The 23,745-nt window shown below is 45.9% G+C and carries 23 protein-coding genes; 13 read left to right on the top strand and 10 right to left on the bottom strand.

Going from position 1 to position 23,745, the window contains the following annotated elements:
* Nucleotides 1-205: 205 nt before the first annotated feature.
* On the top strand, nt 206-2,044 hold the full coding sequence (locus GVO63_RS16400) for an autotransporter assembly complex family protein (protein WP_159581318.1): 1,839 nt from the start codon (nt 206-208) through the stop codon (nt 2,042-2,044).
* Entirely contained in the window at nt 2,041-5,898 is a 3,858-nt protein-coding gene (locus GVO63_RS16395; protein WP_159581316.1) for a translocation/assembly module TamB domain-containing protein, read from the top strand. The genes GVO63_RS16400 and GVO63_RS16395 overlap by 4 nt, the downstream gene beginning before the upstream one ends.
* A gap of 84 nt (nt 5,899-5,982) precedes the next feature.
* Here the strand turns inward: GVO63_RS16395 and GVO63_RS16390 are convergent, their stop codons facing one another.
* The gene (locus GVO63_RS16390) at nt 5,983-6,603 is read right to left on the bottom strand and encodes a hypothetical protein (RefSeq protein WP_159581314.1); all 621 of its coding nucleotides are present in this window, start codon (nt 6,601-6,603) and stop codon (nt 5,983-5,985) included.
* A complete protein-coding gene (locus GVO63_RS16385; RefSeq protein ID WP_159581368.1) occupies nt 6,596-7,102 on the bottom strand; it encodes an RNA polymerase sigma factor in 507 nt (168 codons plus the stop codon). Before GVO63_RS16385 ends, GVO63_RS16390 begins: the two co-directional genes overlap by 8 nt.
* A 210-nt stretch (nt 7,103-7,312) precedes the next feature.
* Here GVO63_RS16385 and GVO63_RS16380 point away from each other — a divergent pair, with 210 nt between their 5' ends.
* Entirely contained in the window at nt 7,313-7,588 is a 276-nt protein-coding gene (locus GVO63_RS16380; RefSeq protein WP_159491782.1) for a hypothetical protein, read from the top strand.
* 57 nt (nt 7,589-7,645) lie between these two features.
* Here GVO63_RS16380 and GVO63_RS16375 read toward each other — a convergent pair whose 3' ends face one another.
* The 4 genes from GVO63_RS16375 to proB form a co-directional block, all read right to left on the bottom strand.
* Complete coding sequence (locus GVO63_RS16375) at nt 7,646-8,548, bottom strand: DMT family transporter (protein WP_159491784.1); 903 nt, start codon at nt 8,546-8,548, stop codon at nt 7,646-7,648.
* Between the two features lie 9 nt (nt 8,549-8,557).
* On the bottom strand, nt 8,558-9,487 hold the full coding sequence (locus GVO63_RS16370) for a D-2-hydroxyacid dehydrogenase (RefSeq protein ID WP_159581366.1): 930 nt from the start codon (nt 9,485-9,487) through the stop codon (nt 8,558-8,560).
* 49 nt (nt 9,488-9,536) lie between these two features.
* A complete protein-coding gene (locus GVO63_RS16365; protein ID WP_159491786.1) occupies nt 9,537-9,974 on the bottom strand; it encodes a thioesterase family protein in 438 nt (145 codons plus the stop codon).
* Nucleotides 9,975-10,094: 120 nt separating this feature from the next.
* On the bottom strand, nt 10,095-11,192 hold the full coding sequence (gene proB, locus GVO63_RS16360) for a glutamate 5-kinase (RefSeq protein ID WP_159491788.1): 1,098 nt from the start codon (nt 11,190-11,192) through the stop codon (nt 10,095-10,097).
* A 195-nt stretch (nt 11,193-11,387) separates the two neighbouring features.
* On the opposite strand from proB, the gene GVO63_RS16355 reads away from it, so the two are divergent.
* From GVO63_RS16355 to GVO63_RS16340, 4 genes are all read left to right on the top strand, one after another.
* A complete protein-coding gene (locus GVO63_RS16355; RefSeq protein ID WP_159491790.1) occupies nt 11,388-13,850 on the top strand; it encodes a M1 family aminopeptidase in 2,463 nt (820 codons plus the stop codon).
* Nucleotides 13,840-14,424, top strand: a complete 585-nt coding sequence (locus tag GVO63_RS16350) for a DUF6702 family protein (protein WP_159581312.1) — start codon at nt 13,840-13,842, stop codon at nt 14,422-14,424. The genes GVO63_RS16355 and GVO63_RS16350 overlap by 11 nt, the downstream gene beginning before the upstream one ends.
* A 233-nt stretch (nt 14,425-14,657) precedes the next feature.
* A complete protein-coding gene (locus tag GVO63_RS16345; RefSeq protein ID WP_159581310.1) occupies nt 14,658-15,056 on the top strand; it encodes a hypothetical protein in 399 nt (132 codons plus the stop codon).
* Between the two features lie 382 nt (nt 15,057-15,438).
* Nucleotides 15,439-16,806, top strand: a complete 1,368-nt coding sequence (locus GVO63_RS16340) for an AarF/ABC1/UbiB kinase family protein (RefSeq protein ID WP_159581308.1) — start codon at nt 15,439-15,441, stop codon at nt 16,804-16,806.
* A 28-nt stretch (nt 16,807-16,834) separates the two neighbouring features.
* Here GVO63_RS16340 and GVO63_RS16335 read toward each other — a convergent pair whose 3' ends face one another.
* Together GVO63_RS16335 and GVO63_RS16330 are read right to left on the bottom strand one after the other, a co-directional pair.
* Nucleotides 16,835-17,143: a DUF6482 family protein gene (locus GVO63_RS16335; protein WP_159491796.1), complete on the bottom strand. Its 309-nt coding sequence runs from the start codon at nt 17,141-17,143 to the stop codon at nt 16,835-16,837.
* 122 nt (nt 17,144-17,265) lie between these two features.
* The gene (locus GVO63_RS16330; RefSeq protein WP_159581306.1) at nt 17,266-17,658 is read right to left on the bottom strand and encodes a hypothetical protein; all 393 of its coding nucleotides are present in this window, start codon (nt 17,656-17,658) and stop codon (nt 17,266-17,268) included.
* A 368-nt stretch (nt 17,659-18,026) separates the two neighbouring features.
* Between GVO63_RS16330 and GVO63_RS16325 the strand changes: the two genes are divergently transcribed.
* From GVO63_RS16325 to GVO63_RS19635, 6 genes are all read left to right on the top strand, one after another.
* Nucleotides 18,027-18,887 carry a DUF3014 domain-containing protein gene (locus GVO63_RS16325; protein ID WP_159581304.1) on the top strand — a complete coding sequence of 287 codons (861 nt, stop codon included), beginning with the start codon at nt 18,027-18,029 and terminating at the stop codon, nt 18,885-18,887.
* Entirely contained in the window at nt 18,874-19,458 is a 585-nt protein-coding gene (locus GVO63_RS16320; protein ID WP_159581302.1) for a DUF1285 domain-containing protein, read from the top strand. Before GVO63_RS16325 ends, GVO63_RS16320 begins: the two co-directional genes overlap by 14 nt.
* A gap of 208 nt (nt 19,459-19,666) precedes the next feature.
* Nucleotides 19,667-20,959, top strand: coding sequence for an amidohydrolase family protein (locus GVO63_RS16315; RefSeq protein ID WP_159581300.1), 1,293 nt, complete (start codon nt 19,667-19,669; stop codon nt 20,957-20,959).
* Between the two features lie 24 nt (nt 20,960-20,983).
* The gene (locus GVO63_RS16310) at nt 20,984-21,571 is read left to right on the top strand and encodes a YqaA family protein (RefSeq protein WP_159491806.1); all 588 of its coding nucleotides are present in this window, start codon (nt 20,984-20,986) and stop codon (nt 21,569-21,571) included.
* 181 nt (nt 21,572-21,752) lie between these two features.
* Nucleotides 21,753-22,214: a hypothetical protein gene (locus GVO63_RS16305; RefSeq protein ID WP_159491808.1), complete on the top strand. Its 462-nt coding sequence runs from the start codon at nt 21,753-21,755 to the stop codon at nt 22,212-22,214.
* A 375-nt stretch (nt 22,215-22,589) separates the two neighbouring features.
* Nucleotides 22,590-22,724: a DUF1206 domain-containing protein gene (locus GVO63_RS19635; protein ID WP_268891655.1), complete on the top strand. Its 135-nt coding sequence runs from the start codon at nt 22,590-22,592 to the stop codon at nt 22,722-22,724.
* Nucleotides 22,725-22,850: 126 nt separating this feature from the next.
* Here GVO63_RS19635 and tusA read toward each other — a convergent pair whose 3' ends face one another.
* Nucleotides 22,851-23,111: a sulfurtransferase TusA gene (gene tusA, locus GVO63_RS16295; protein ID WP_159491814.1), complete on the bottom strand. Its 261-nt coding sequence runs from the start codon at nt 23,109-23,111 to the stop codon at nt 22,851-22,853.
* Entirely contained in the window at nt 23,101-23,742 is a 642-nt protein-coding gene (gene pyrE, locus GVO63_RS16290; protein ID WP_159491816.1) for an orotate phosphoribosyltransferase, read from the bottom strand. Before pyrE ends, tusA begins: the two co-directional genes overlap by 11 nt.
* Nucleotides 23,743-23,745: the final 3 nt, after the last annotated feature.

Genomic DNA, 23,745 nt, shown 5'->3' with positions numbered 1-23,745 from the left:
ATTAAAAGGGTATTGTACAGAAAAGCGTGCTTTATCACGTTGCGATGGTCGGTGTTTGTGGTATTAGCGCAATTATTTGATCTCTCGTCGTACTTTGGGGATACAAATTACAATTGTGGTATTATTAATTACGTACATTACATGGACTTTACCATTTAGCGGTATACGTCTTAGCCCAGCGTTACCTTAAGGATTTAGCCTTTTCATGCCTTCAATTTGGAGTAGGCTTGCCAATTTGCAAGACCAATGTTTCCGACAATTCATATCGAGAGTAAACAAATCTACCTCCGCTTTAACCTGTGGCCTAGTTTATATTGTTGTGTGCACCGTGGTACCGTTCGTTTATGCTCAAGCACCCATTACCTATAATATCCAAGGGGTAGAGGACGACAAACTGCGTAATAATATTCGCTTACATTTGAATAACTTAGATGTAGAAAAAGCGCTGCTCACTGACCCTTACTGGCAAGATGAAGTGGGTGGAACCGTAGCGACGGCTGTTCAACCCTTCGGTTATTACAACAGCGAGACCAAGGTGAGCATCGATGAAAGCGATAAAGTAACGGTCAATGTTACTTTGAATGCGCCACTCACCATCAATAAAGTCACTCGCGAAATTATAGGTGCAGGACGTGAAGACAAAGCGTTCAGAGCGCGATTCAATTCGCTAAAGCTTAAAGAAGGCGACGTGTTAAACCAAACTATTTACGAGTCGTTTAAGTCGTCCATGTTTAACTACGCCTTATCTAATGGTTATTTTGATTATTTTTGGCAGGCGACGCGTCTCGACCTAGTGCGTGACGAAAAACAAGCGAACGTGCTTTTGATTGCCCAAAGCGGTCCACAATATCAATTCGGCGAACTTAAGTTTATAGGCGATGACAAGGCGAGAGCCATCATTGAGCGGCTAAAGCCGTTTAAAAGTGGCGATGCGTACTCTTCTGCAACACTTGCCGACTTCAACAGAAGTCTTAATCAGTCTGGATATTTTACTCGGGTGATTGCCCGCCCAGTTGTGAGTGAGGCTGAGGGTTTGCTAGTACCAGTAGAAGTATCGTTACTTCACAGACCCACCGACGCATTTAATGTCTCAGTTGGCGCAGCCACTGACACGGGACCACGGGTTCGCCTAGGATGGGAACGTCCTTGGGTTAACAGTGAGGGGCACTCTGTCTCATCGGATATTTTTATTTCAGCACCTGAACAGTCGGTTACCGCCGACTATCGTATACCGATGAGAAACATTACGCGGGATTACGCCAGTATCGAGGCGGGTTACCAATTTATTGAATACAGCAATATCTCCTTTGAGAGTGAAACCCTGTCTTTGTCTGCACATCGATATTGGCAACAGGATGGATCGCCTTGGCAACAGGATTATTCACTCACTTACCTTAGAGAGACTTACGACCAAGGTGAGCTTGAAACTAATACCACATCGCTCGTATTACCAGGCTACTCACTAACCTATAGCAAAAAAGACAGTGAGTTGAATATAAGTAACGGCAACTATTTTCAAGTGCTAGCGCAATACGGAAAAGAAGGTTTCGGCTCAGACATCGACTATGTCAAAACGGTAGTTGAGGCTATGTTCATTCGTACATACAACAATAAACACAGAATAACTCTACGCGGGGAACTAGGCGCCATTAAAACAAATTCCTTTGATGATGTACCCGCATCACTGCGGTTTTACGCCGGTGGAGATCAAAGCGTTAGAGGGTTTCGCTTTCGTGACTTATCACCCAAAGCAGAGCTTATCAACCCAGAGACTGGTAAGTCTTACGTTGAGTCTATTGGTGGTAAATACTTGGCCACATCAAGCGTTGAATACGCATACTCGATTGCTGATAACTGGCGAATAGCAGCGTTCTTAGACGCCGGCAAAGCTGCCGATGATATCAGCGACTCCCTCGCTTATGGTATAGGACCAGGAATTCACTGGCTGTCGCCTATAGGTGCAGTTAGAGTTTATCTAGCCAGAGGACTATCTAAAGAAGGAAATGATTGGCGTGTTCACATCATCCTGGGGCCTGAGCTATGAGAAAACGTACGCTTTCGGCTATTTTACTCTCACCCGTTCTTATTTTAGTGAGCATATATGCTTTATTGATAAGCCCCTTGGGCGGGCCTACCGCTAAGTTACTGGCCAACACATTTGTTGAAAACCTCTCTATTGGTGCCATCGACGGCGGGTTTGCAGACACCTTGGAAGTACATAATGCGAAGTGGGAAAACCCGCAATGGAAGGTATCTGCACAATACGCCTATATTGATATTACGTGGCGTTGTCTGTTTGAGCCTAGAGTGTGTATCAACGAACTTACGTTAGAAAACGCCACGTTAACGCAACTTTCAAGTGCCCCCGAGTCTTTTGATGACACACCTACGGATGGTGAGATTACATTGCCGCTGCCTATTGATGTTGGGTATTTGGCGCTGACGAATATCAAACTCGCGTTACTTACAACAACAGTGGAAATTGATGAATTGGAGTTGGCCGATTTTGAAGGAAATAGCGCTCTCATACTCGACAGCATAGCTGCGAAAGGTGTGCGTATTGCTTTGCTAAACCAAGGTGAGGCTGCCAGCTCATCGCCCGCAGCCATGGCCAATACATCGGATACTAATATTGAGCAACCTGCTCCAAACCCTACCTCAAAGAAAGAGCAACCAACCGAACAACAAGCACCAAGCACTGATAACCCATTGCCTACGTCGTACTCACTAAGCTATGAGGTACCTGAACTACCAACTATAGCTACACCTATTCCTTTGTCTCTCGGTACTTTTCTAGTAGAAGATCTACAACTCATGCAAGGGGAGAGCAAACAACACATTGCACTCATCTCACTTTTGGAAGCGCAATTTAAAGGCAGTGATATTGCTGTTGAAGAAATGGCGTTAATACATGAGCAGGGTGAGATAAAAGGGAAGGTGAGCGCCACACTTGACGGTAGCTATCCATTAGAAGTGCTCGTTAACGCCAAAACAAAGTTAAATGAAGCGTTACAAGAAATAAGTCTGTCGGCCTCAGGCGCGTTAGACGATTTAACGCTATCGGTGACTGCTGAAGGGGCGGTAACGGCAAACGCGAATTTAGACGCCAATATTCTAGACAGTAACCTTCCCATAAAATTTAACGCAAACTGGCAAGAACAAGCCATACCCACAATGGAGAATACCACGCTTAAAGAGGGGCAATTAACGCTTACCGGTACCATGGGCGACTACGTGCTAAAAGGGTCGGGAGCCGCGACATTGCCTGATATTGGCAATGTGCCGGTATCGCTTGATGTGGTACTTAAAAAGAACAACATCTTTGTTAATCAAGCCAATATTGGCGCGTTGGAAGGAAGGTTAACCAACACGGGCACCCTTTATCTAAATGAAAGTATTGCGTGGGAAGGTAAGACTACGCTTGAGAACGTGTCAGGGCGACAATTCAGCGCTTATGCGCCTGAAAAAATTAACGGATCAATTGACAGTATTTTGCAATACTCCGCGCGCGGTGGATTGCATATGAGCCTCAGAGATATGACTGTCTCGGGTGTACTTCAAGGCAAACCGATTCAGGTAAAGGGAAACGCAGTTTATGCCGGTCCCAGTGATTTGTTTGTGACTAACGTCAATATCATTCAAGAGCATGAACAAGAAAGAAATACCATACGCGCCATTGCTCAAGTGCTAAACAAGCGGCATTTGAATGCAAATATGGCAATAAATGTTAATGCGATTTCAAGTCTTTACCCAGAAGTGACAGGCTCGGTAAGCGGCAATATCACGGCCACAGGTCCTTGGCAAAATCCCAGCGCTAACGGCACGCTTGCCCTATCAAATATCGCTGTGTCACCCAATTTAAGTGCCTCTGCCGCGCAGCAAGGGCCATTAAACGGCGAAATCAAAGTTAACGGTACCTATCGCGATCACACCGCAGATATCGACCTAGCCGTACCTAACACCGATATTGGGCTATCGCTAAAAGGCGCTTGGACGAATGATCACTGGGTGGGAGAAATTAGCGATACCGCATTGAAGCTCGCGAATATGCAGTGGACGCTATCAAGCCCGTTTAGCGTAGATATAGGCACCGCACCTGTAACGGCTAAAATCGGCCAGCACTGCTGGACGTCTCGAAAAGAAGGTGAGCTGTGTATTTCGAACGTGAATTATCAACAAAGCAAGGCCAGCTGGGATATTAGCGCAACGTCACTGCCCGTTGGGTTATGGGCGAATGAGTTAGCGCCCACTGTTGTTTCAAGCCCCTCACAAGCAACGCTTACCGTCAAAACTAAAGGTAGCTATTCAGCCAACGACCCCGTCGATGCCACGTTTACCGCATCGATGAGTTCAGCACCATGGCAGCTCGGTGAAACACGGCCGCTAACGCTGACTATTAACGCCATAGAAACTAAAGGAGAAATAAAGCAGGGGCAGTTAACGTCAACGTCCGTCATTTCTAGCCAAGATGTGGGAGATGCGACATTAACGTTAAATACCCGTCCTTTCGACTCGCGTATCCCACTTGACGGAAAGCTAGAGATGCAAGGGCTTAATGTTGCACCATTCAAACCCCTTTCCCCGGCTATCAGGACCCTTACTGGGAAATTGAACGGTAACATATCGTTAAGTGGCTACATTGACGACCCTACGCTTAACGGTGAGTTGACGATTTCAAACGGCGCTATCGATGTTCAAGATACACCTGTGACACTGGCCGATTGGAATCAAAAAGTAACGCTTAACGGCCAAACCGCAGCGCTAGACGGCACCTTCTTGCTGGGTGGTGGTAAAGGGGCGTTGAAAGGCAATTTGGACTGGTCAACCAACCCCAGCGCGACATTCAATTTAAAAGGAAACCGATTCGAAATTCGTCAGCCAAATATCCGCCTTAAGGTATCACCGAATATTGATGTCGCCGCAACAAAAGAAAAAGTGGACGTGAGTGGCGAGGTGAATATTCCTTGGGCGAGAATTGAAATAGAGTCGCTTCCTGAAAGTGCTGTTTCACCGTCAAAAGACGTACACCTTCGAGGCGAACCCGAAAGAGAAGAACCGCTAGATATCGTGCATGCTTCGGTATTAGTCAATATCGACAAAAACAAAACCGAAGAAGTAAAACTTGAAGCGTTTGGTCTTACCGCAAGTTTATATGGTGGCATTCGCGTGAACACCCAACCTGCACTCGTGGGCTATGGTGACCTTCAAATTTTAAATGGCCGTTACAATGCTTACGGACAACAGCTAATTATTCAAACCGGTGAAGTACAATTTAACGGCCCTATCGACCAACCCCTGTTGCTGGTTGAAGCCATTCGCGACCCAGTTAAAACCGATGACGACGTAATTGCAGGTATCCGAATTGATGGCGCGGCTGACTCGCCAAGTATTAACCTGTTCTCTGAGCCTGCAATGGATCAGCAGGGCGTACTGTCATACCTCCTCACAGGTTCAGGGCCAAACTCAGGTACACAAGATCCTAACTATACTGCGCTGCTGGTAGGCTTTGGCTTATCCAACACCAAAACCCTGACAGGGCAGGTAGGAAGCGCGCTGGGTATTGATGATATTAGTTTAAGCACTAACGAAGACTTACTGTCCGTAAGAGGGCAGATTAACGAGAGATTATCTGTGGTTTACAATGTGGATGTAGGACTAAGCAACAACGACGCCAATAGCACGCTTAGACGCAGACAACTACCGCCTGACCTGGCGGTAAAGTATCAGCTTCTCCCACGTTTATATTTGGAAGCTATTCAAACCACACTGGAAGACCAATCTGAGTTTGCCTTAGATCTCTATTATGAGTTTTTCTTGGGCGATAACAGAACCCGTAAAGATAGTGATGAAGACGACGGTGAATCTGACGATAGTAGTGAAAGCTCACAAAAAGAATAAAGTGGGCGTTCCTAACACTTCTAGTAATAACTAAGCGCCCAAACTCAAAACATCGCCCTGTCGCATTCTTGCCCCCTTGTGCCCTTAACGATGCTGCGCCAGATTCTCAAGCGTTTCGAGTTGACGTTCAAAGTGCTTTTGTCTTTTGTGTGCCCAAATATACCAAATCAGCATACCAATACTCATAGACGACACTGCGATGATCAATTTGCTGTTTTTTTCCGGAACAAGATCCCCCGAAAAATAGTGTTCCAATACAAAAGCGAACCCGAAAACCAGCGCTATCCAAGTTGAATGCTTAGTTATAAACGCTATCTTTACATTGTTTTTAATTTGCTTCGTTAGCTCCATTAAATGGTCAGCAGTTTGGCTATTTTTAGCGAATGCAGCCACTCGTCTTAACCATAGCTGATAGACCAGTAAGGGAAGCGATGTCGACAGCATAAACACAAACATCATCTGCGCGACTCCTGACATATTGCCCCAGTATTTCGTGAGAATATAAATAGCAGGAAGCACCATCAGAGAATCCAATACCATATACCAACGCTGCTTTTTCCGCTCACTGTGAAGGTTTGCTTTCACTTCATCTAAATTAATCGTCTTTACTGGCTGAGCTTGCCAGAGAAAAGAGAGGGTTTCATCTTGCTGATCGTCCCAATTTTCAGCAGATTTTTTTTGATTCTCTTTATCTGAATTATGCATGCGGTTGCTCCTGCATGATACTTTGCTTGGCGCGTTTTAATATCACACCAACATGGTTTTTCGTCAGACCACATACGTCTGCAATCTCATCGTAACTTAAGCCTTCTAAGGAAAGGGTAAGCACTTGTCTTGACTGTAATGGTAGTGCCCGTACTGCACGCATTAAGCGCTCCAAAGACTGGTGCTGACTAGACATTTCCTCTGGTGACTGGGTGTGACTCGCAAACCCGTCAGAGCCCAGATCATCATGGTCGTATTGATGGGTATCGAGACGCTTCACTTGATTTGCTACGTGGGTGACTGCGCGGTTATGGGCTATCTTCAAAATATAGGTTTTCACGCTACTGTCGCCTTTAAACCGAGACAGCCCCTGCCATACCGCAATAGCTATCTCTTGCAATAATTCTTGCTGCATCGCCTCGTTCGCTTCATAGCTGTTGGCTACACGGCTCAGTATTGCCCCGTATTGCGCAAAAACATCTTCAAAACCCTGCCCCAACGTCACATCCCTACTCACAAAAACGCTTGTTATTTTATTGTGTTATTTCTATCAGTCTGCCCCTACAAATTTTTATTACAAACTTTTTTCATCCACGTTGTAATTTTTTTGAACCCCAAATGACTATTTGAAACAGAGCGTGCAAAAACGCGCTTTTAGAACATGCCCGCTAAAGGCTTTAAACCTTGAAATTTGGATTAGGAAAACACTATGTCTACATTAAGTTTAGTTTTGTTAATTGGCAGCATCACGTCGCTTGTACTTTTAGCAAGCTACTTAGACGCGAAATTTCAGTGGCGATTAAACGACTGGATGAACGGCGAGTGCAGCAACCCGTTTGTAAAAGGCGTTACTGACAAACAGCTGCAGCGCTTGGAAGAAAAAGATGCGCAAATTAAAGCGTTAATGGCGCGTATTGAAACCCTTGAAACCATAGTGACAGAGCCTGCATATGAGCTGAATAAGAAAATCAACGCACTCAAATAAAAGGCTTCACCCAGGGTCTTTTATTCTTTGACGTACTTTTGTGCAGCGGTCTGTGTGCTAGCTCGACACTGGCGGGCGGCGCATAAAGCGGGGGACTTTTCCCATCGCAATGGCGTTGCCTACCAGCACAATTGCCACTCCGACTACAGAGAGCGTGCTCCAGGTGTAACCCTCAAAAAAGGTTGAAATAACCAGTGCCACCATGGGGTACACCAACACCACATAGGCCGCCTTGTCAGCCCCCATTTGCTTAAGGAGTTTCATATACGCACCAAAAGCAAATACAGAGCCAAAGACCGCTAAGTACAGCAACGATATGTAAAACGCGGTATCAGTAGGCATTATTAGCTCGCCAGGCATGATTAATGATGTGACAAAAAGCAGCACCATAGCGTAACTCATGGCATAAAAATTCATTTGAATAACGGGAGTACCGGAGGTCAGTATGCGTTCCGAGATAACATTGCCCGTCGAAGCACAAAAGAAACTGACAAAAGCGATGGCGAGACCGGTAGCCAGGGCTGCGTCCATAGATACTTTTGAAAACTCTGGCACGAATAAACATACAATGCCGAGTAAGCCAAAGGTAGCGCCAATAACCACTTCTTTTCTTATGGGCTCTTTAAGCCACCAGCGCCGAAGTACAACGTTAATATAGATAATGCATGAGCTCATTAGCGCTAACAGCGCACTGATAATGTGTGCCTGCGCCATATATAGCAACGTGTAGTTCAAACTGTATAGGAATAGCCCCACCGCTGCCATTTTCACATGAACATGCAAAGGCAATTTGAGCGGTAAACGTCTTAAAACGCAGTATGCCCCCAGACATGCTGACGCCAATAAATAGCGCAAAGCAATCGCAAAGGTTTCCGAGGTATGGCCGATCTGGTACGTAATCGCAATCCAGGTTGAGCCCCAGATCAGGCAGCACAGTGTAAATAAAGTTGCGTTGTTCATCGTCGCGTTTTATCCCAGGAAACCTGATAGATGGGCCAGCGTTTTATTCAGCAGCTTTTGCCTGGCGCCCTTGCCAATCCACGCATTATGCGGCGTTACCAGTAAGTTGGGTAATGACTCTTTAAGCAGTATGTGGTCAGCCGGTGGGGGCTCAACACTCAGTACATCTAAGCCCGCGCCACCAATTTTGTTGTGTTTAAGCGCATTGAAGAGCGCCTCTTCATCAATGAGCCCGCCGCGTGCCGTATTGATAAGAAAGGCCGTTGGTTTCATAAGCGATAGCGTATCAGCATTAATAAGTTTATCGGTGTCTTCCGTCAGTGGGCAGTGAAGACTTATCACGTCAGCGTCAGGCAAAAGGGATGCTAGGCTAGGGCGGGGGTCGTCATTTTTACCAGGTCGAGCAGCAATACTCACTTTCATGCCTATTGCACTAAACAATGCTTCAACGCGCTTGCCAAGCTCTCCGTGCCCAACGATCACCGCATGCTTACCAGCAAGCTCCATCACCGGGTGATTTAACAAGCAGAAATGGGAAGAAGCGGACCACGCCTGATTGCGCACATCGCGCTGGTAAGCTACAAAGTTCGTCGCCAGATTCAGCGCCAAGGTCAACGTATGTTGGGCGACACTGTCAGTACCGTAGCCTTCGACGTTTTGCACGGTAATACCTGCTTGCTGGCAATAGTCAATATCGATATTGTTCATACCTGTGGCTGTCACACCTATGTAACGAAGCTTTTTTGCCTGCTGTAGGTCTTCAGGTTTCAGTACGACTTTGTTAACCAAAATAGCATCGGCAGTGCGAATACGCTTCGCAACGTCGGCCCCCTCAGTTCGCTCATAAAGCGTAATCTCTGCGTTGAGGTTTTCTAATGCAGAGGTGTCAAGACTGGGCAAATCCATTGTTTCGGCGTCTAGAAAAACAACCGTTTTCATCATTTTTTATCTTCCATGCAGGTGGCTTCTATTGTCATTTAAAGACTACCTACATTACTTCCACAATGGATTCTAACGCTGCTTTCACGTTAACCGGAATGGGGATAGCCTTATCGGTTTTTCTATCTACAAACACGTGCACAAACTGACCATGAGCCACTCGTCGTTTATTCTCACCTGCATAGACCGATAGCCCATATGTTACTGAGCTTCGGCCAATTTTGATAACGCGTAAACCCACAAAGATGTCCTCAGGATACGCTGCCGGCGCAATATACTGACACTGACTACTCACCACATATGCCACGGTTTGTCCGTTATGAATATCTAACCCACCTTCCTCTATTAAAAAGCGGTTTACGGCAGTATCGAAAAAGCCGTAATACACCACATTGTTGATATGCCCATATGCATCATTATCTTGCCATCGCGTAGCTATTGTGACTTTGTAAGGGTAATCGGCAAGTGTTGGTGTAATATCAGTCATGATCTTCCCTTTGCATATGCGTTTTAACGGTTCGTGGGTATCACTATTTAACGCCGCAAGATACGGGGCGAGTAAAAAATCGCCCTCGCTGCTCAAACCGGCGAAGTAATGTTAAAGGTATTAATACAGCACCATGTCGTCGCGATGAATGGCAACGTCGGTGGTTTCATAACCTAACACATTGGCAATATCTTTCGACTTTTTCCCTTTTATGAGGGTTAAGTCTTTTGCGTTATACAGACAAAGTCCTTTCGCTATGAGCTGACCATCGCATATCACTTCTACGGCATCACCTTGTTCAAAGTGACCCGCTACATCGACAATCCCAGAGGGTAACAGAGACGCGCCTTTAGACGTTAATGCCTGCTTTGCGCCACTATCGACCTCAATCTTGCCTGCCGTTTTTAGAGTATGAGTAAGCCACAAACGACGTGCGCTTGCTGGCGAGCTGCTTGCAGTAAACAGCGTACCTGGTACTTTTCCTTCAGATAACGCGTCAAACGTTGCGCCTTTTCTACCATTTACAATAAGCGTCTGAATGCCGCTACTGGTGCATTTATCCGCGGCTTCAATTTTTGTGCGCATGCCGCCCGTTCCTACCGCCGTCCCAGCGCCGCCAGCAAGGGAATAAATCGCACTGTCTATCTTGTCCACCTGAGGAATAAGCGTAGCGGTAGCGTCCTTTCTTGGATCTGCGGTAAACAAGCCATCAATATCTGAGCAAATAATCAACGTATCGGCTTGCGCAACGAGGGCAGTGTAAGCACCCAAGTTGTCGTTATCTCCCACTTTTAGTTCATTTACCGCTACCGTGTCGTTCTCATTAACAATGGGTAAAGCATTGTGTTTCAAAATTTCTCGCAGCGTGTTTTTGATATTGACATAGCGCGTTCTATCGCGCAGATCATCGGCGGTTAAAAGTACTTGTGCGCAGGGAAAATCGAAAAAGCGTTGCCAGTTAGCCATCATTAGGTTTTGACCTATCGCAGCCATAGCTTGTTTCTCTGCAATAGACGCGTTGTGTCGAACCTTCACTTTGCTTCTTCCGGCCGCAACACTTCCAGATGAAACTAGAATAACTTCTTTGCCAGCTTCACGGCTGGCAGTAATAAAACGAGCAAGAGACAACAAGTAACGGCCACTGCATTCATTGCCTTCAGGGGCAATAAGTGCACTGCCAACTTTTATAACGGCACGTTGCCAACTAAAACGGTTCATAAGGGGGGAAGAAAAAAGAAAACAAGGATTTAAGAATACGACAGTTAAAGCGTGAAGCAAAACGTTCTGTTACAGTTTTTTTGCGTTAAAACATGGTTAGTTTACGGCCAAAAAATTGGATTGTGACAGGCATGCTTATATACTAGACGCTGTTATCTTATAACAATTCTAACTTACAAGTTGCAAGGAAACTGCATGAGCACCGCAAAACGACACTTTTTCTGGTTAGCGCCAGTGTTGTCTATGCTGATTTCTCTTCCTAGTACCGCCGCTATAAAACAAACAAAAGGCGATTTTGAAGATAAATTCCGTCAGCTGGACGAAGTACTTCCTACTCCGAACGTTTACCGCAACGCCGCCGGTGAGCCAGGTCATCAATATTGGCAGCAGCAAGTAGATTACGATATCGATGTAAAACTACTTGAAGACAAGCGCCGCATTGAAGCAAGTGAAACCATTACTTACCACAATAACTCGCCAGATACGCTTAAGTACTTGTGGATTCAGCTCGATCAAAACAAGTTCCGCGACGATTCAATGTCAGCGCTTACTACTACGTTTGGTGGCATCGGCAACCGTGGGCCAGGTACACAAGCAGCCAGCGGTGACGCGCCAGCTAAGTTAAGTATGGGTGCATTGCGCCGTCAGCAGTTTGTTGACGACAACGAGTTGGGCTACACCATCTCTCGCGTCGAAGACAAAGCAGGTAACGATTTACGTCACACTGTGGTTGGTACCTTGATGCGTGTTGACTTGGCTAAGCCATTAAAGCCGGGTAGCAAAGTTACGTTTGATATTGATTTTGCCTTCAATATTGTAGAAGAAGACGCCGTTTCAGCCCGTGCTGGTTATGAGCATTTTCCAGATGACGAACGTGAAGGTGGCAACGACATTTTCTTGCTTGCACAGTGGTTCCCGCGCCTAGCTGCCTACACTGATTACGAAGCATGGACAAATAAAGAGTTTATTGGCCGTGGTGAGTTCACGCTAGAATTCGGAAACTATGAAGTAGATATTACGGTTCCTGCGGATCATATCGTCTCATCAACCGGTGTACTTCAAAACCCGAAAGACGTACTGACTAAAACCCAGCGCGATCGTCTGAAAAAGGCAGAGACCGCTGACCGCATCGTATTCATCGTTTCTCCAGAAGAAGCCATTGAAAATGAAAAAGAGGGGACGACTAAGCTTAAAACCTGGACCTTCAAAGCGGATAATGTACGTGACTTCGCATGGGCCTCTTCGCGGAAGTTCGCGTGGGATGCACGTGGCTACCAGCAAGGTGGCGACACGCAGCCATTAGTGATGGCGATGTCTTTCTATCCCAAAGAGGGTGGCGAGTTGTGGCAGAAGTATTCAACGGAATCTATTATCCATACTATGGATGTATACAGCCGTTTTAGCTTCGATTACCCATACCCGGTAGCCCAATCAGTAAATGGCCCGGTTGGCGGCATGGAATACCCCATGATCACCTTCAACGGCCCGCGTACAGAGCTTCGTGACGATGGTTCGCGCACGTATTCCCTTGCTGAAAAACGCTTCCTTATCGGCGTAGTTATTCACGAAGTGGGTCATATCTATTTCCCTATGACGGTTAACTCTGACGAGCGTCAGTGGACATGGATGGATGAAGGCCTAAACAGCTTTCTAGACGGCGTAGCTGGCCGCGAGTGGGACCCAACGATTCCATGGGGCGTAGAGCCTCGTGATATCACGGGCTACATGAAGTCTCAGACGCAAGTGCCAATTATGACGCAGTCTGATTCCGTACTTCGCCTTGGCCCAAATGCTTACACCAAGCCAGCGGTAGCGCTGAACATTCTTCGCGAAACTATCCTTGGCCGCGAGCTGTTCGACTTTGCATTTAAAGAGTACGCGCAGCGTTGGATGTTTAAACGTCCTACACCGTCAGATTTCTTCCGCACGATGGAAGAAGCATCGGGCGTAGATCTAGACTGGTTCTGGCGCGGTTGGTTTTACACTACAGATCATGTAGATATCAGCCTAGACAGTGTGTACAAGCTGCGTTTAGATACTGAAGATCCAGATATCGACTTTGCTCGTGAGCGCGAAGCGGAAATGGAAAAGCCAAAATCACTTACCGATATTCGCAACAAAGAAGAAGGTAAAAAACTTTGGGTAGACCGTTTTGAAGATATCAGTGACTTCTACGACGAAAACGATCGTTTCACCGTAACCAACAAAGAGCGCAACAAGTACAAGAAGTTCTTAAAAGATCTTGAACCTTGGGAGCGTAAAGCGTTTGAGCGTGCGGTGAAAGAAGACAAAAACTACTACGTGCTAGATTTCAGCAACAAGGGTGGTTTGGTAATGCCAATCATTCTTGAGCTGACGTTTGAAGACGGCACAAAAGAAGAAATGCGCATTCCTGCGGAAATCTGGCGTCGTACACCTAAAGCAGTAAGCAAGCTTATTGTTACCGACAAAGACAAAGAGCTGGTAAGCGTAACGGTTGACCCGCATTGGGAGACTGCAGACGTAGATGTGGAAAATAACCACTATCCACGTCGTATCATTCCTTCGCGTATTGAAGCGTATAAGAATAAGCCGCGTAATACTTACGAGTACCGCGACCTTATGCACGATTCAAAAACCGAACTGAAAACCGACGATGAGGAAAAAGATGACGAATAAGTTATCTTTGACCCGCTTGCAGCAGAGCGCCCACGCTCTGCTTGCCAGCGTAGGTTCATTCGCTATTGTTGCTTCTGTTATAGTTTGTGCCCTGTCGTTCAGCACTGCCGCACAAGCGCATCAAATAAAAGCCGCAATTACCACTGTTCTGTTTAATCCTAGAACCGAAAATATTGAAGTGATGCACCGCTTTAATTTGCACGATGCTGAACACGCAGTTAAGGCTCTGTTCGACAAACACGCAGATATTATGGATGACGCAGAAACCCAGCAACAATTCGCTGATTATGTTGCCCACCACTTCGCTATCTTAAATGCTGTAGGCGAGCCCTTAAAACTTGCTGACGTCGGCTTCGAAGTTGAAGGTAAGCACTTTTGGGTTTATCAAGAAACGGCAGAACCACCGGTTCTTGAAGGCATTAAAATTCGCCATGATGCATTGCGCGACTTGTGGCCGAAACAAGTGAATACCCTCAATGTAGAAGGCAAAGGCGACATTAAAACCCTCACCTTTGCTGATAGTGTGAATCTGCTGGAAGTCAGCTTTAAACGTCAACACAGCGATCATCACTAATAGCTAAAAAAATGAGTGAATAAAAGCCCACCTGCACGCCTTGTTTTTAAAAGAGGATACAGGCGGGCCTTTTTTGAGCGATTAAGTGGGCGTCGTTTAACGCCAAACTCATGTCCTACATTCAACAGTCTCAGACACCATGTGAGACCGAAGTCTTATAGTTATTTGTCAAAACATGCTCTACCTTAACTGTGGAAAAATTCGTTATTAAAACCCAGTTAATGAGGTACATCATGACCCATAGCGCTGCAACACCGTTGCCTTCAAAGGTCAAGAAAACCCAATCAAGAAGTGAACGTAAAATGCGTTCAGCAAAAGCAGCACAGCGCGCTGAGCAAGCTAATGATGCCGATCAAAAACAAGACACAACACCGTCAACTAACGCGTTTGCTGATAAAAAAAACATCATGTGGGTGCTATTAAGCGGCGCCATGGCCCTGACGTTTATTACTATGCTGTTTTTGCCGGATACCGGTATGGGTAGCGGCCTTATATCCACCTATGCAGCAATGCTTTGGTGTGGCTTCTTTGGTGCAGCATTGTGGCGCTACAGAGCCGCCAATGGATGGGCTGGCTTTGCTTACGGCAGTGTAATAGGTTTGGTTATTCAGTTTATCTCTCAAATCATCTAGGCCTATTTGCTTATACGTACTATCGTTTAGCAATCTAAAAGCGACGCTGATGGTACGAGTATTTTAGCCTCAGTGATTTTAAGCGGTAACATTTGACGTAGTGCATGTAGATAGCACTCAAACGCTAGCATGGGTGCTTTTGACGTGACCGAACATAGCGAAAACACCGGATGGCGATACAACATAGAGTAAACACAACAGCAAAGTGAGGTATCACCGGTTATTGATAAAGTGAATCTTATTTAATTATGGCGCGGCTTCACGATCTAGATTTCTACTCTTGGAGTATTAAAGATAATAAAAGAAATAACATAATCCGCTAGTTCTCTTGTGCGTTTATGTTTGTTTTTATCTCGCCTTACAACCAAATCTGAGTCAGTTTATGGCAGAGAAATCTGATACTACCGATAGCCCATCACAACGTTCAAGTAAAGCGGTGCCTGCATCACGTCTCGCTCGTATTGGCAGGCTAGGCTCGTTAGCCGGAAAAATAGCAGGTAACGTTGTTAGTCAAGGTGCAGGCCAACTATTACGAGGTGAAAAGCCCGTGTTATCTGCACTGCTGCTCACGCCTACAAACATATCCAACATTGCCGATCAGCTTGCTAATATGCGTGGCGCAGCGATGAAACTTGGTCAGCTAATATCGATGGATGCAGGTGATTTCCTGCCTGAAGAGCTTGCCATCATCCTAGGTAGATTGCGAGAAGATGCCGACCCGATGCCTAAAGAACAGCTCCTAGATACATTGAGCGAAGCGTGGGGACAAACGTGGCAAGACGATTTACTCTACTTTTCATTTGCACCTGTTGCTGCCGCTTCCATTGGTCAGGTTCATAAGGCGATCACTATGGACGGCACGATGTTGGCGGTGAAAGTGCAGTACCCTGGGGTTAAAGAAAGTATCGACAGTGATATTGATAACGTCGCCACCCTCATAAAGCTCACAGGATTAGTTCCTAAGTCGCTAGATATTAACCCTTTGCTAGAAGAAGCCAAAGTGCAACTCCATCAGGAAGCCGATTACGAGCGCGAAGCGCAAATGCTGAACCGCTATCGTGAGCTGGTACAAACAGGTAACGCGAACATGTCGCTTGATTCAGCGTTTATTATTCCGAAAACTTATGCGCCTCTCACCACCAGCACAGTGCTCGCAATGGAATTTATAGAAAGCCAAAAACTAGCGGTGTTGGAGCAAGAGCCCCAAGAGGTTAGAGATGCCGTAATGACGGCATTAATGGTTCTATTCTTCAATGAAGTATTCAATTTCAAGCTGCTTCAGAGCGACCCAAATTTAGCAAATTACCAATTTAAAGCTGATACCAAGGAAATTGTCTTACTAGATTTTGGCGCCACCCGAGAAATCCCTGAGGCGATAGCAACAGCATACCTCTCTCTCCTCAATAGCGCAGCACACCATGACAAAGTCGCCATGCAGCAGGCAGCATTTTCAATAGGGTTGATCGATGATAGCCATTCTCAAGAGCAAATTGACGCGGTAATGAGCATTGGAATGGAAGCGTGTGAGGCAATCAGGCACCAAGGGCCTTATGACTTTGGTCAAAGCGACCTTGTTACTCGACTTCATGAAAAGGGTATGGCGCTCACATTGAAGCATAATTTTTGGCATACGCCCCCCGCAGACGCTTTGTTTATTCATAGAAAGCTAGGTGGCTTGTTTTTGCTGGCTAAACGGTTAAAAGCGAGAGTGGATATGCGAAAGGCCGCCAGCGAATGGTTGCAAAGCTAAGCGGCGTAATACCAGTCCGCCTAGATAACTAATAGGGTAAGTCCATACTGAAGGGTAATGCCATTTGCTCTTTACTTTTTGGGGGATTTCCAATCATTTCATCGTACGGCGTATCGTGCTTCATTACCGCACTTTTAACGTGGCAGTGTGCGAAAGTTTCGCGTATGTGGCCTGCGCTGAAAAAGCGCATGGGCTTATCTTTTTTGTCATAAAGCATGCCGCTTTGATTTCCAATCGACAAGTAGACCAGATACACGTTCATCTCATAGGACTGAACCTCTAAGTAGTCAATGGCCGTTGGTGTGTCCTCAATATCCCGAAAATAAAATTTATGCATTATGTACCTCTTGAACAAAGCTTACTCGCACAGAGCTCTCCCTCTCGCTGTGCGGCAAGTACTTATTTTTGCGCTACGCAACTGACAACATGCACGATCAGTGAAAAAGCGTAATAGATACGCTACGCGAGGTTTTCAGGTTCATTAGTGAGTTTAAGCGGGCGTCGATGGTTGCGATGTCGTACCGCATTCGCTAAAACAAATAGCGATGCCATTGACGACACGCTGTAGATTACTGCGGCCATGCCCATTCCAGAGGCTATCCACATAAGTGGAAACACAAGCAATCGCGGTCCTTCCATGGCTAATGCGACTTTTGCTTTAGACAAAATCAACCCATTTTGAATACTCATAACCACCACGGTAGCGACCGCAATAAGTTGGTGTTCAGTACTCAAACTTGTCATGTTTACAAGTAGATAGGCCGTGATACCGAGCATGACGATATGCTGCATAAGGCTATAACGTTTTACGGCGAAATGAAGCTTCGGGTGATATTGCTTAAATTTGTTCACTCTTATTTTCCTACACGTTGCGTGAAACATTTCCGCTTTAGAGATCCTGTCATCGTGTTTTAAATATGGCAGACAAACGACACTTTAACTCTACGAATCAACACATTAGTACATAAACCCTCCTTGTTAAACAAATGTTTTAAAAATATTTAATTTATTTACATAGATGGGTTGCGAGGCGTGTAAGAATGAAGGGGATATTTTTAAATTTTCGGGCAAACAAATCGAAAACCGGCTTTTTCACGTTATAAAGATGTTCAAAATAAGGAATTTACAGTGTCAGGGAACAATTCTCTTGATTGATTTTCTAAATTTGGGTGTTATGTCTGTTAGTATTATCCCAAGGATATTTTTGTAGCGGAGTCATTATGAGCGAATCGTCAGAAAAGAAATCGTTAGGCCCTCATTTTATTATTGTCGGCATTCTTCTTATCGTAATTCTGGCTGTAGTGTTTTGGCCCAGCGAAGAAGAGCCAGAGGCCGTGATTACTCCCGAGCCTGACATTACCGAGCCCGACGTCACCCCCACCGATGAGCCGGAAATCTTTGAACCCACTCAGCCAGCACCAACCGTTGAGCTTGAAGAAAAAGATGAGGTAGAGCCTCTTCCAGAGCCTGTAGAGCCGGACCCAGAACCGCTTGACACCAGTGATCCCGCAGTGAAAGCATCATTGATCGAAAGTTCGTCTGCAGATGAAGAAATGGTAAATCGCATGCTGGTCAACGAGGGCCTCATTCAGCGTTTCGTCGTATCAGTGACAAACTTAGCTAATGATGAGATGGCGCCGAATCATCAATTGCTCACGCCTCCCGAGCAGAACTTCCGCGTTTATTCTCAAGCAGGTAAGCAGTGGATAGATGCGGCAAGCTACAAACGATACACGCCTTATGTAAACATGTTGGAATCGTTTAATAACGAAGCACTTCTTAATATTTACGACATCTACAAGGAAGACATTCAAGCCAAGTTCTCAGAAATCGGGAATCCAGATGAAGACTTTAATAAAGTGCTTCTTCAAGCCATCGACCAACTTTTAGATACCCCAGAAGTTCCTGTTCCGGTAGAGGTGTATACAGACTCAGTCGCTTATAAATATGCGGATGAACGCTTGGAAAACTTAAATGAACCACAAAAACAGCTGCTTCGTACCGGCCCAGATAACATGCGCCGTATCAAAGCAAAGCTTCGTGAGTTAAAAGTTATGGTAGAAGAGCGTGGATCTAACTAGATTCCAACAGCAGCTAAAGGGCACGTCATCAAAGACGCGCCCCTTGCCGCCGGTAGAGCAGTGGAACCCTGACTTTTGCGGAAATATCAACCTCACGATTGCGCTGGACGGGCGGTGGGTTTATGAAGGGAGCCCCATAGGACGAGCAAGTCTTGTCCAGCTTTTTGCATCCGTTTTAAAGCGAGAGGAGGACAGCTACTTTTTAGTCACGCCTGTCGAAAAGGTAGGGATCACCGTTGAAGACACGCCTTTTCTCATTACCCAATGGAACATAGCAAAAGACGAAAAAACAGGCTGCGATATTTATGTATTCACAACGCAAACAGGTGATGAAGTACGACTAGAAAAAGTCGACCAGCTTGAATTGCGCGTGCCGCCTAAAGCGATTCAAGACCCTCAGGCTACGCCAATTCCCTACGTATGCGTTCGTCGAAATCTTTGGGCGAGGCTTCATCAAAATGTTTACTATCAATTGCTTGAACAAGCTACCGAGCAGCAAAGCGGTTCAGACACCTCGTTCTATATAACGTCGAATAACCACACGTTTGTGCTTGGCAAAATTTCTCAATAAATATCTTCGATAAACACCGTCGTAGGCACCTTACTACCCAACGATACATTCTATGTTTATTGTTCCATACGAAATAGTGATGTACATAAAGGTAAACCGTCACTCATCATTGAAAAACCGCCGTTAGTAGCGCTTTACTTTGCGTTATCGCAACGGGTGCATTACATTCGATGTAGTCTATAAAACAACCAACAAGAAGACCTACATTATGAATAAACCTCTCGTTTCGCTGGCCGTTGCTGGCGCCCTATTGTCATCCTCCTTTAGTGCAGCTGCAGCAACCTTAATCCATGCAGGCAAAGCATTTACTGGCACCTCAAAACAACTGCAGAACAATGTGACTATTGTTATTGAGGGCAGCACTATTTCTTCCGTGAAGAAGGGGTTTATTCAAGGCCAAGAGGGCGATACGGTTATTGATTTGAAAAACTCCACCGTAATGCCAGGTTTGATGGATATGCATGTGCATTTATCGTCACAGCATGGTGGGCCGCAAACTTACCTTGAGCGATTTTCACTGAATGAGGCTGACTATGCATTGCGCGCAGCCCACTACGCAGAAATAACGCTAAACTCAGGTTTTACTACCGTGAGAAATCTTGGCGACGGCCACAATGAAACCGTAGCGTTAAGAAACGCAATCGCCAAAGGCTATGCATCGGGGCCGCGTATTTATACCGCAGCTAAATCAATTGCCACAACCGGCGGCCACGCGGACCCAAGTAACGGCATGGCGCACTTGCTTCGTCCTGACGTAGGCCCAGAGCAGGGTGTAGCTAACGGCGAAGTTGAGGCTCGAGAAGCAGTAAGGGCCCGCTATCAAGACGGTGCAGACCTCATAAAAATTACAGCAACCGGTGGTGTACTCAGTGTTGCTAAGAGTGGTCAAAATCCACAGTTTATGACAGACGAAGTAGAAGCCATTGTGGATACCGCTAAAGACTATGGCATGACGGTCGCTGTGCATGCTCATGGAAAAGAAGGCATGAAGCGGGCTATTGAGGCAGGCGTAGATTCCATCGAACACGGCACGTTTATGGACGATGAAATTCGCGCACTTATGAAAAAGCATGGCACTTATTACGTACCCACCATTCTGGCAGGCAAGTTTGTTGCGGACAAAGCCAAGATTGATGGTTTCTTTCCTGAATTGGTCCGTCCTAAAGCTGCTGCCATTGGCCCCCTAATTCAAAACACCTTTGCTGAAGCACACAAAGCGGGCGTAAAAATTGCTTTTGGTACTGACAGCGGCGTGTCGGCCCATGGCGATAATGCTCAAGAGTTCTCACTGATGGTTGAAGCGGGTATGGCGCCGGCCGATGCCTTACTTAGCGCTACTGTCAATAGCGCTAAACTACTGGGTATAAGTGACATTTTAGGTTCGTTAGAACAAGGGAAATTAGCTGATATCGTAGCCGTTCCCGGCAACCCGCTAGACGACATTACGCTTATGGAAAGGGTGTCTTTTGTCATGAAAGATGGCGTTGTTTATAAGCAATAGAAACAATTTTGCAGTAGGGATTACATGGCACTCGGTAAAAAGGTTAAACAGAAAACCAAAAAGCTTGTCGATTCTAAACACATGCTTAAAGGCATAACGCTAGCGTCATTTTTAGAATCAACCATAGTGCCGGTTCCCCTAGAAGCCGTTATGGTTCCTTTAATGCAGGCAAGGCGTGAGTCGCTTTGGAAGATCGCACTCATGGCTACGATAGGCTGTATCATCGGGGCCATTTTTGGCTATGCATTGGGATATTATCTGTTTGATATAATTGGCCAGTGGCTGATTGACACATTTTTCAGTCAAAACCAATTCGAAAGCGTTAAACAACAAATGCAAAGCCAAGGCTTTTGGTTTGTTATGACCCTTGGCATTGCGCCCATTCCATTTCAAGTTGCCATGCTCGCTGCAGGCGCAACCCAGTTTTCACTGCCTCTTTTTCTGTTGGCTACCGTTATCGCGCGAGCAATCCGGTACTTTGGGCTTGCTATTGTGGTGTATTACGCAGGAGACAAAGCCGAGCAACTCATCAAACGTTACAAATTGAAAGCGGTAATTGTTATTACCCTTGTCGTGCTTTTGTTGTGGTGGCTGTCTAGCGTGCTTGGATAAATCGGGTGTGCAAAAAAGGCTTGTGACCTGAAGACACGCTTACCCGCTTATCCGATTAACCATGCATGACGCTTGGCTTATTCGTTTACTGAGATAGCAGTGAGTCGAGAATATTTTTAAACTTCTTATTTGATAATGATTCTTATTTGCACTAATGTATTAAAAAACAGGAGGTGCTTATATGAATGGTCAACGTTTATGTCCAGTTTACAAAAAATGGCTACAGTTAAATCCTTCGGATGCACGTATACATCGCCTGACAATGCAAGCGCAGGCCCAAAAGGCGCGTCAAGATGGCAGGTTAGATCTCGCGCGAGAACTTAGCTACCAAACCTTTGAAGCCGCCAAAATCGTTCTTTGCACACTACAACCTTTATCCGCTGATCAAGAGGGAGTGGTTAGAGAAGATATACTCGCGTTTGGCTCTATGGGAATGTATCTGTCTTCTATTCTGACCGAAGCACGAAGAAAGCATGAAGCGCATACCGTATTACAGGAGTGCCAGCAGCAACTCATGGCGATACTCCCCCTTCATGCCACTCGCCCCTATGTATGCAGCGTTATTTCTATTACTCAGCAAGCACTTGAGCATTTTGATTTACCTAAACATGCAGCTCACTCTGCGTCTAAGACGCTGCATTAAACAATAAGTGAAAAGGGGAACAATAATGGTGCCAAAACAATCGTCTGTTGACGAAGGCTTTGTTTCGCTCAACGTCAAAGCTTCGGTGTTGCAGAAAATGTTAAGCGGAGAAGTGTTACATATGACAGATATTCACTGCACTTGCGCTCGAAGTAAACGGGTTTTACAACAGCTCTTGCTCCAAGCTGCGGCGAATAGTCCAGAAAGTTAAAGGGTGAAGATCAATACGCCCTAATTCATACATAACGTGTATGAAATTTATTAATTTTGCCTACGAGTGATGAGTGAGGGGTCGATGATAACATCATCTAAATGGAAGAAAGTGACCGCGAAAGCGGGCTTTAGCGCAAAAACTGTGTCACGGTAACGGGAAGAGTGGGTTATACCTTAACAGGAGTGGTTTACTCCTTAATAGGAAGCTTTTTTATCCTAGCTGCATTACTCAGTAACCCGTCAGAGGAGGGTGGGCTACAAAAAGCGCTAAACACGTTGATGCAGCACCCCTTGTGACTTTATCTCATTGCTGCCGTTGGAGCGGGATTTATTCTTGCCGGGCTTTACTGCGCACGAGAAGCGAGATATCGAAAGGTGAAGTAAACGCACCCACTGTCTATCTTTGCGATGTAAAAGGGCGCATTAACTGCGCCCTTTCCTAATGACGTATTGGTAAGGCATCGTTTCGGTTTGAGACGCTACCAAACTATGCTCCATAAAGCGACAAAAGCTGGGAATATCTCTTGCCGTAGATGGATCATCTGCAGTAACAGACAGCGTCTCACCGTCCGCCAGCTTGCGGATGTTTAAGCGGACCATCATGACGGGCTCTGGGCAACGAAGTCCCAATGCATCTAAATGCTGGTTGGCCGCCTCAAATACGCTTTCGAAATCAGATGCCATAGTTTTTGCGATAATTATTTATGGCGTCGATGTCGCTTTCATGGCCCCCTTTCTCGGTGAGAAAAGCCACCACATCAGCCAGTGAAACAATAGAAATGACCTGCGTGTTAAAATCCCTTTCTACTTCTTGTATCGCAGATAATTCACCTTTACCACGCTCTTGCCTGTCTAGGGCTATCAGCACACCAGACAAGCTGGCCTGCTGCTGCTCAATAAGCGTCATCGATTCACGAATTGCCGTGCCCGCGGTAATGACGTCATCCACCAGCATTACCTTGCCTTCGAGCGGGCTACCTACCAAACTGCCGCCTTCGCCGTGCGTCTTCGCTTCTTTGCGATTGAAGCAGTATGGGACGTCGAGGTTATGGCTGTCAGCTAATGCTACAGCGGTAGTCGTAGCAATAGGAATTCCTTTATAGGCAGGGCCAAAAAGTACATCGAATTCAACGCCTGCATCTATGAGCGCGTCAGCGTAAAAACGCCCAAGCTTGGCTAAATCACCGCCGCGATTAAATAAGCCTGCATTAAAAAAATACGGGCTAACACGCCCTGATTTTAAGGTAAATTCGCCAAATTTAAGTACGCCACGGTCTATGGCAAACTCAATAAAATCACGCTGAAACGCTTTCATGAT

The sequence above is a fragment of the Alteromonas sp. KUL106 genome, assembly GCF_009811415.1.
In the GTDB taxonomy this organism is placed as follows: domain Bacteria; phylum Pseudomonadota; class Gammaproteobacteria; order Enterobacterales; family Alteromonadaceae; genus Alteromonas.
Note: the sequence above shows the minus strand (reverse complement) of the source record. Positions and strands in the feature narration are given on the sequence as shown.

What these genes read in the sequence shown, in the direction of transcription:
- GVO63_RS16325 (WP_159581304.1), top strand. Translation starts at nt 18,027, where the DNA reads ATGAGCGAATCGTCAGAAAAGAAATCGTTAGGCCCTCATTTTATTATT.
- GVO63_RS16365 (WP_159491786.1), bottom strand. Translation starts at nt 9,974, where the DNA reads ATGACTGATATTACACCAACACTTGCCGATTACCCTTACAAAGTCACA.
- GVO63_RS16340 (WP_159581308.1), top strand. Translation starts at nt 15,439, where the DNA reads ATGGCAGAGAAATCTGATACTACCGATAGCCCATCACAACGTTCAAGT.
- GVO63_RS16350 (WP_159581312.1), top strand. Translation starts at nt 13,840, where the DNA reads ATGACGAATAAGTTATCTTTGACCCGCTTGCAGCAGAGCGCCCACGCT.
- GVO63_RS16375 (WP_159491784.1), bottom strand. Translation starts at nt 8,548, where the DNA reads ATGAACAACGCAACTTTATTTACACTGTGCTGCCTGATCTGGGGCTCA.
- GVO63_RS16310 (WP_159491806.1), top strand. Translation starts at nt 20,984, where the DNA reads ATGGCACTCGGTAAAAAGGTTAAACAGAAAACCAAAAAGCTTGTCGAT.
- GVO63_RS16345 (WP_159581310.1), top strand. Translation starts at nt 14,658, where the DNA reads ATGACCCATAGCGCTGCAACACCGTTGCCTTCAAAGGTCAAGAAAACC.
- tusA (WP_159491814.1), bottom strand. Translation starts at nt 23,111, where the DNA reads ATGGCATCTGATTTCGAAAGCGTATTTGAGGCGGCCAACCAGCATTTA.
- GVO63_RS16380 (WP_159491782.1), top strand. Translation starts at nt 7,313, where the DNA reads ATGTCTACATTAAGTTTAGTTTTGTTAATTGGCAGCATCACGTCGCTT.
- GVO63_RS16335 (WP_159491796.1), bottom strand. Translation starts at nt 17,143, where the DNA reads ATGCATAAATTTTATTTTCGGGATATTGAGGACACACCAACGGCCATT.
- GVO63_RS16390 (WP_159581314.1), bottom strand. Translation starts at nt 6,603, where the DNA reads ATGCATAATTCAGATAAAGAGAATCAAAAAAAATCTGCTGAAAATTGG.
- GVO63_RS16315 (WP_159581300.1), top strand. Translation starts at nt 19,667, where the DNA reads ATGAATAAACCTCTCGTTTCGCTGGCCGTTGCTGGCGCCCTATTGTCA.
- pyrE (WP_159491816.1), bottom strand. Translation starts at nt 23,742, where the DNA reads ATGAAAGCGTTTCAGCGTGATTTTATTGAGTTTGCCATAGACCGTGGC.
- GVO63_RS16370 (WP_159581366.1), bottom strand. Translation starts at nt 9,487, where the DNA reads ATGAAAACGGTTGTTTTTCTAGACGCCGAAACAATGGATTTGCCCAGT.
- GVO63_RS16395 (WP_159581316.1), top strand. Translation starts at nt 2,041, where the DNA reads ATGAGAAAACGTACGCTTTCGGCTATTTTACTCTCACCCGTTCTTATT.
- GVO63_RS16305 (WP_159491808.1), top strand. Translation starts at nt 21,753, where the DNA reads ATGAATGGTCAACGTTTATGTCCAGTTTACAAAAAATGGCTACAGTTA.
- GVO63_RS16400 (WP_159581318.1), top strand. Translation starts at nt 206, where the DNA reads ATGCCTTCAATTTGGAGTAGGCTTGCCAATTTGCAAGACCAATGTTTC.
- GVO63_RS16355 (WP_159491790.1), top strand. Translation starts at nt 11,388, where the DNA reads ATGAGCACCGCAAAACGACACTTTTTCTGGTTAGCGCCAGTGTTGTCT.
- proB (WP_159491788.1), bottom strand. Translation starts at nt 11,192, where the DNA reads ATGAACCGTTTTAGTTGGCAACGTGCCGTTATAAAAGTTGGCAGTGCA.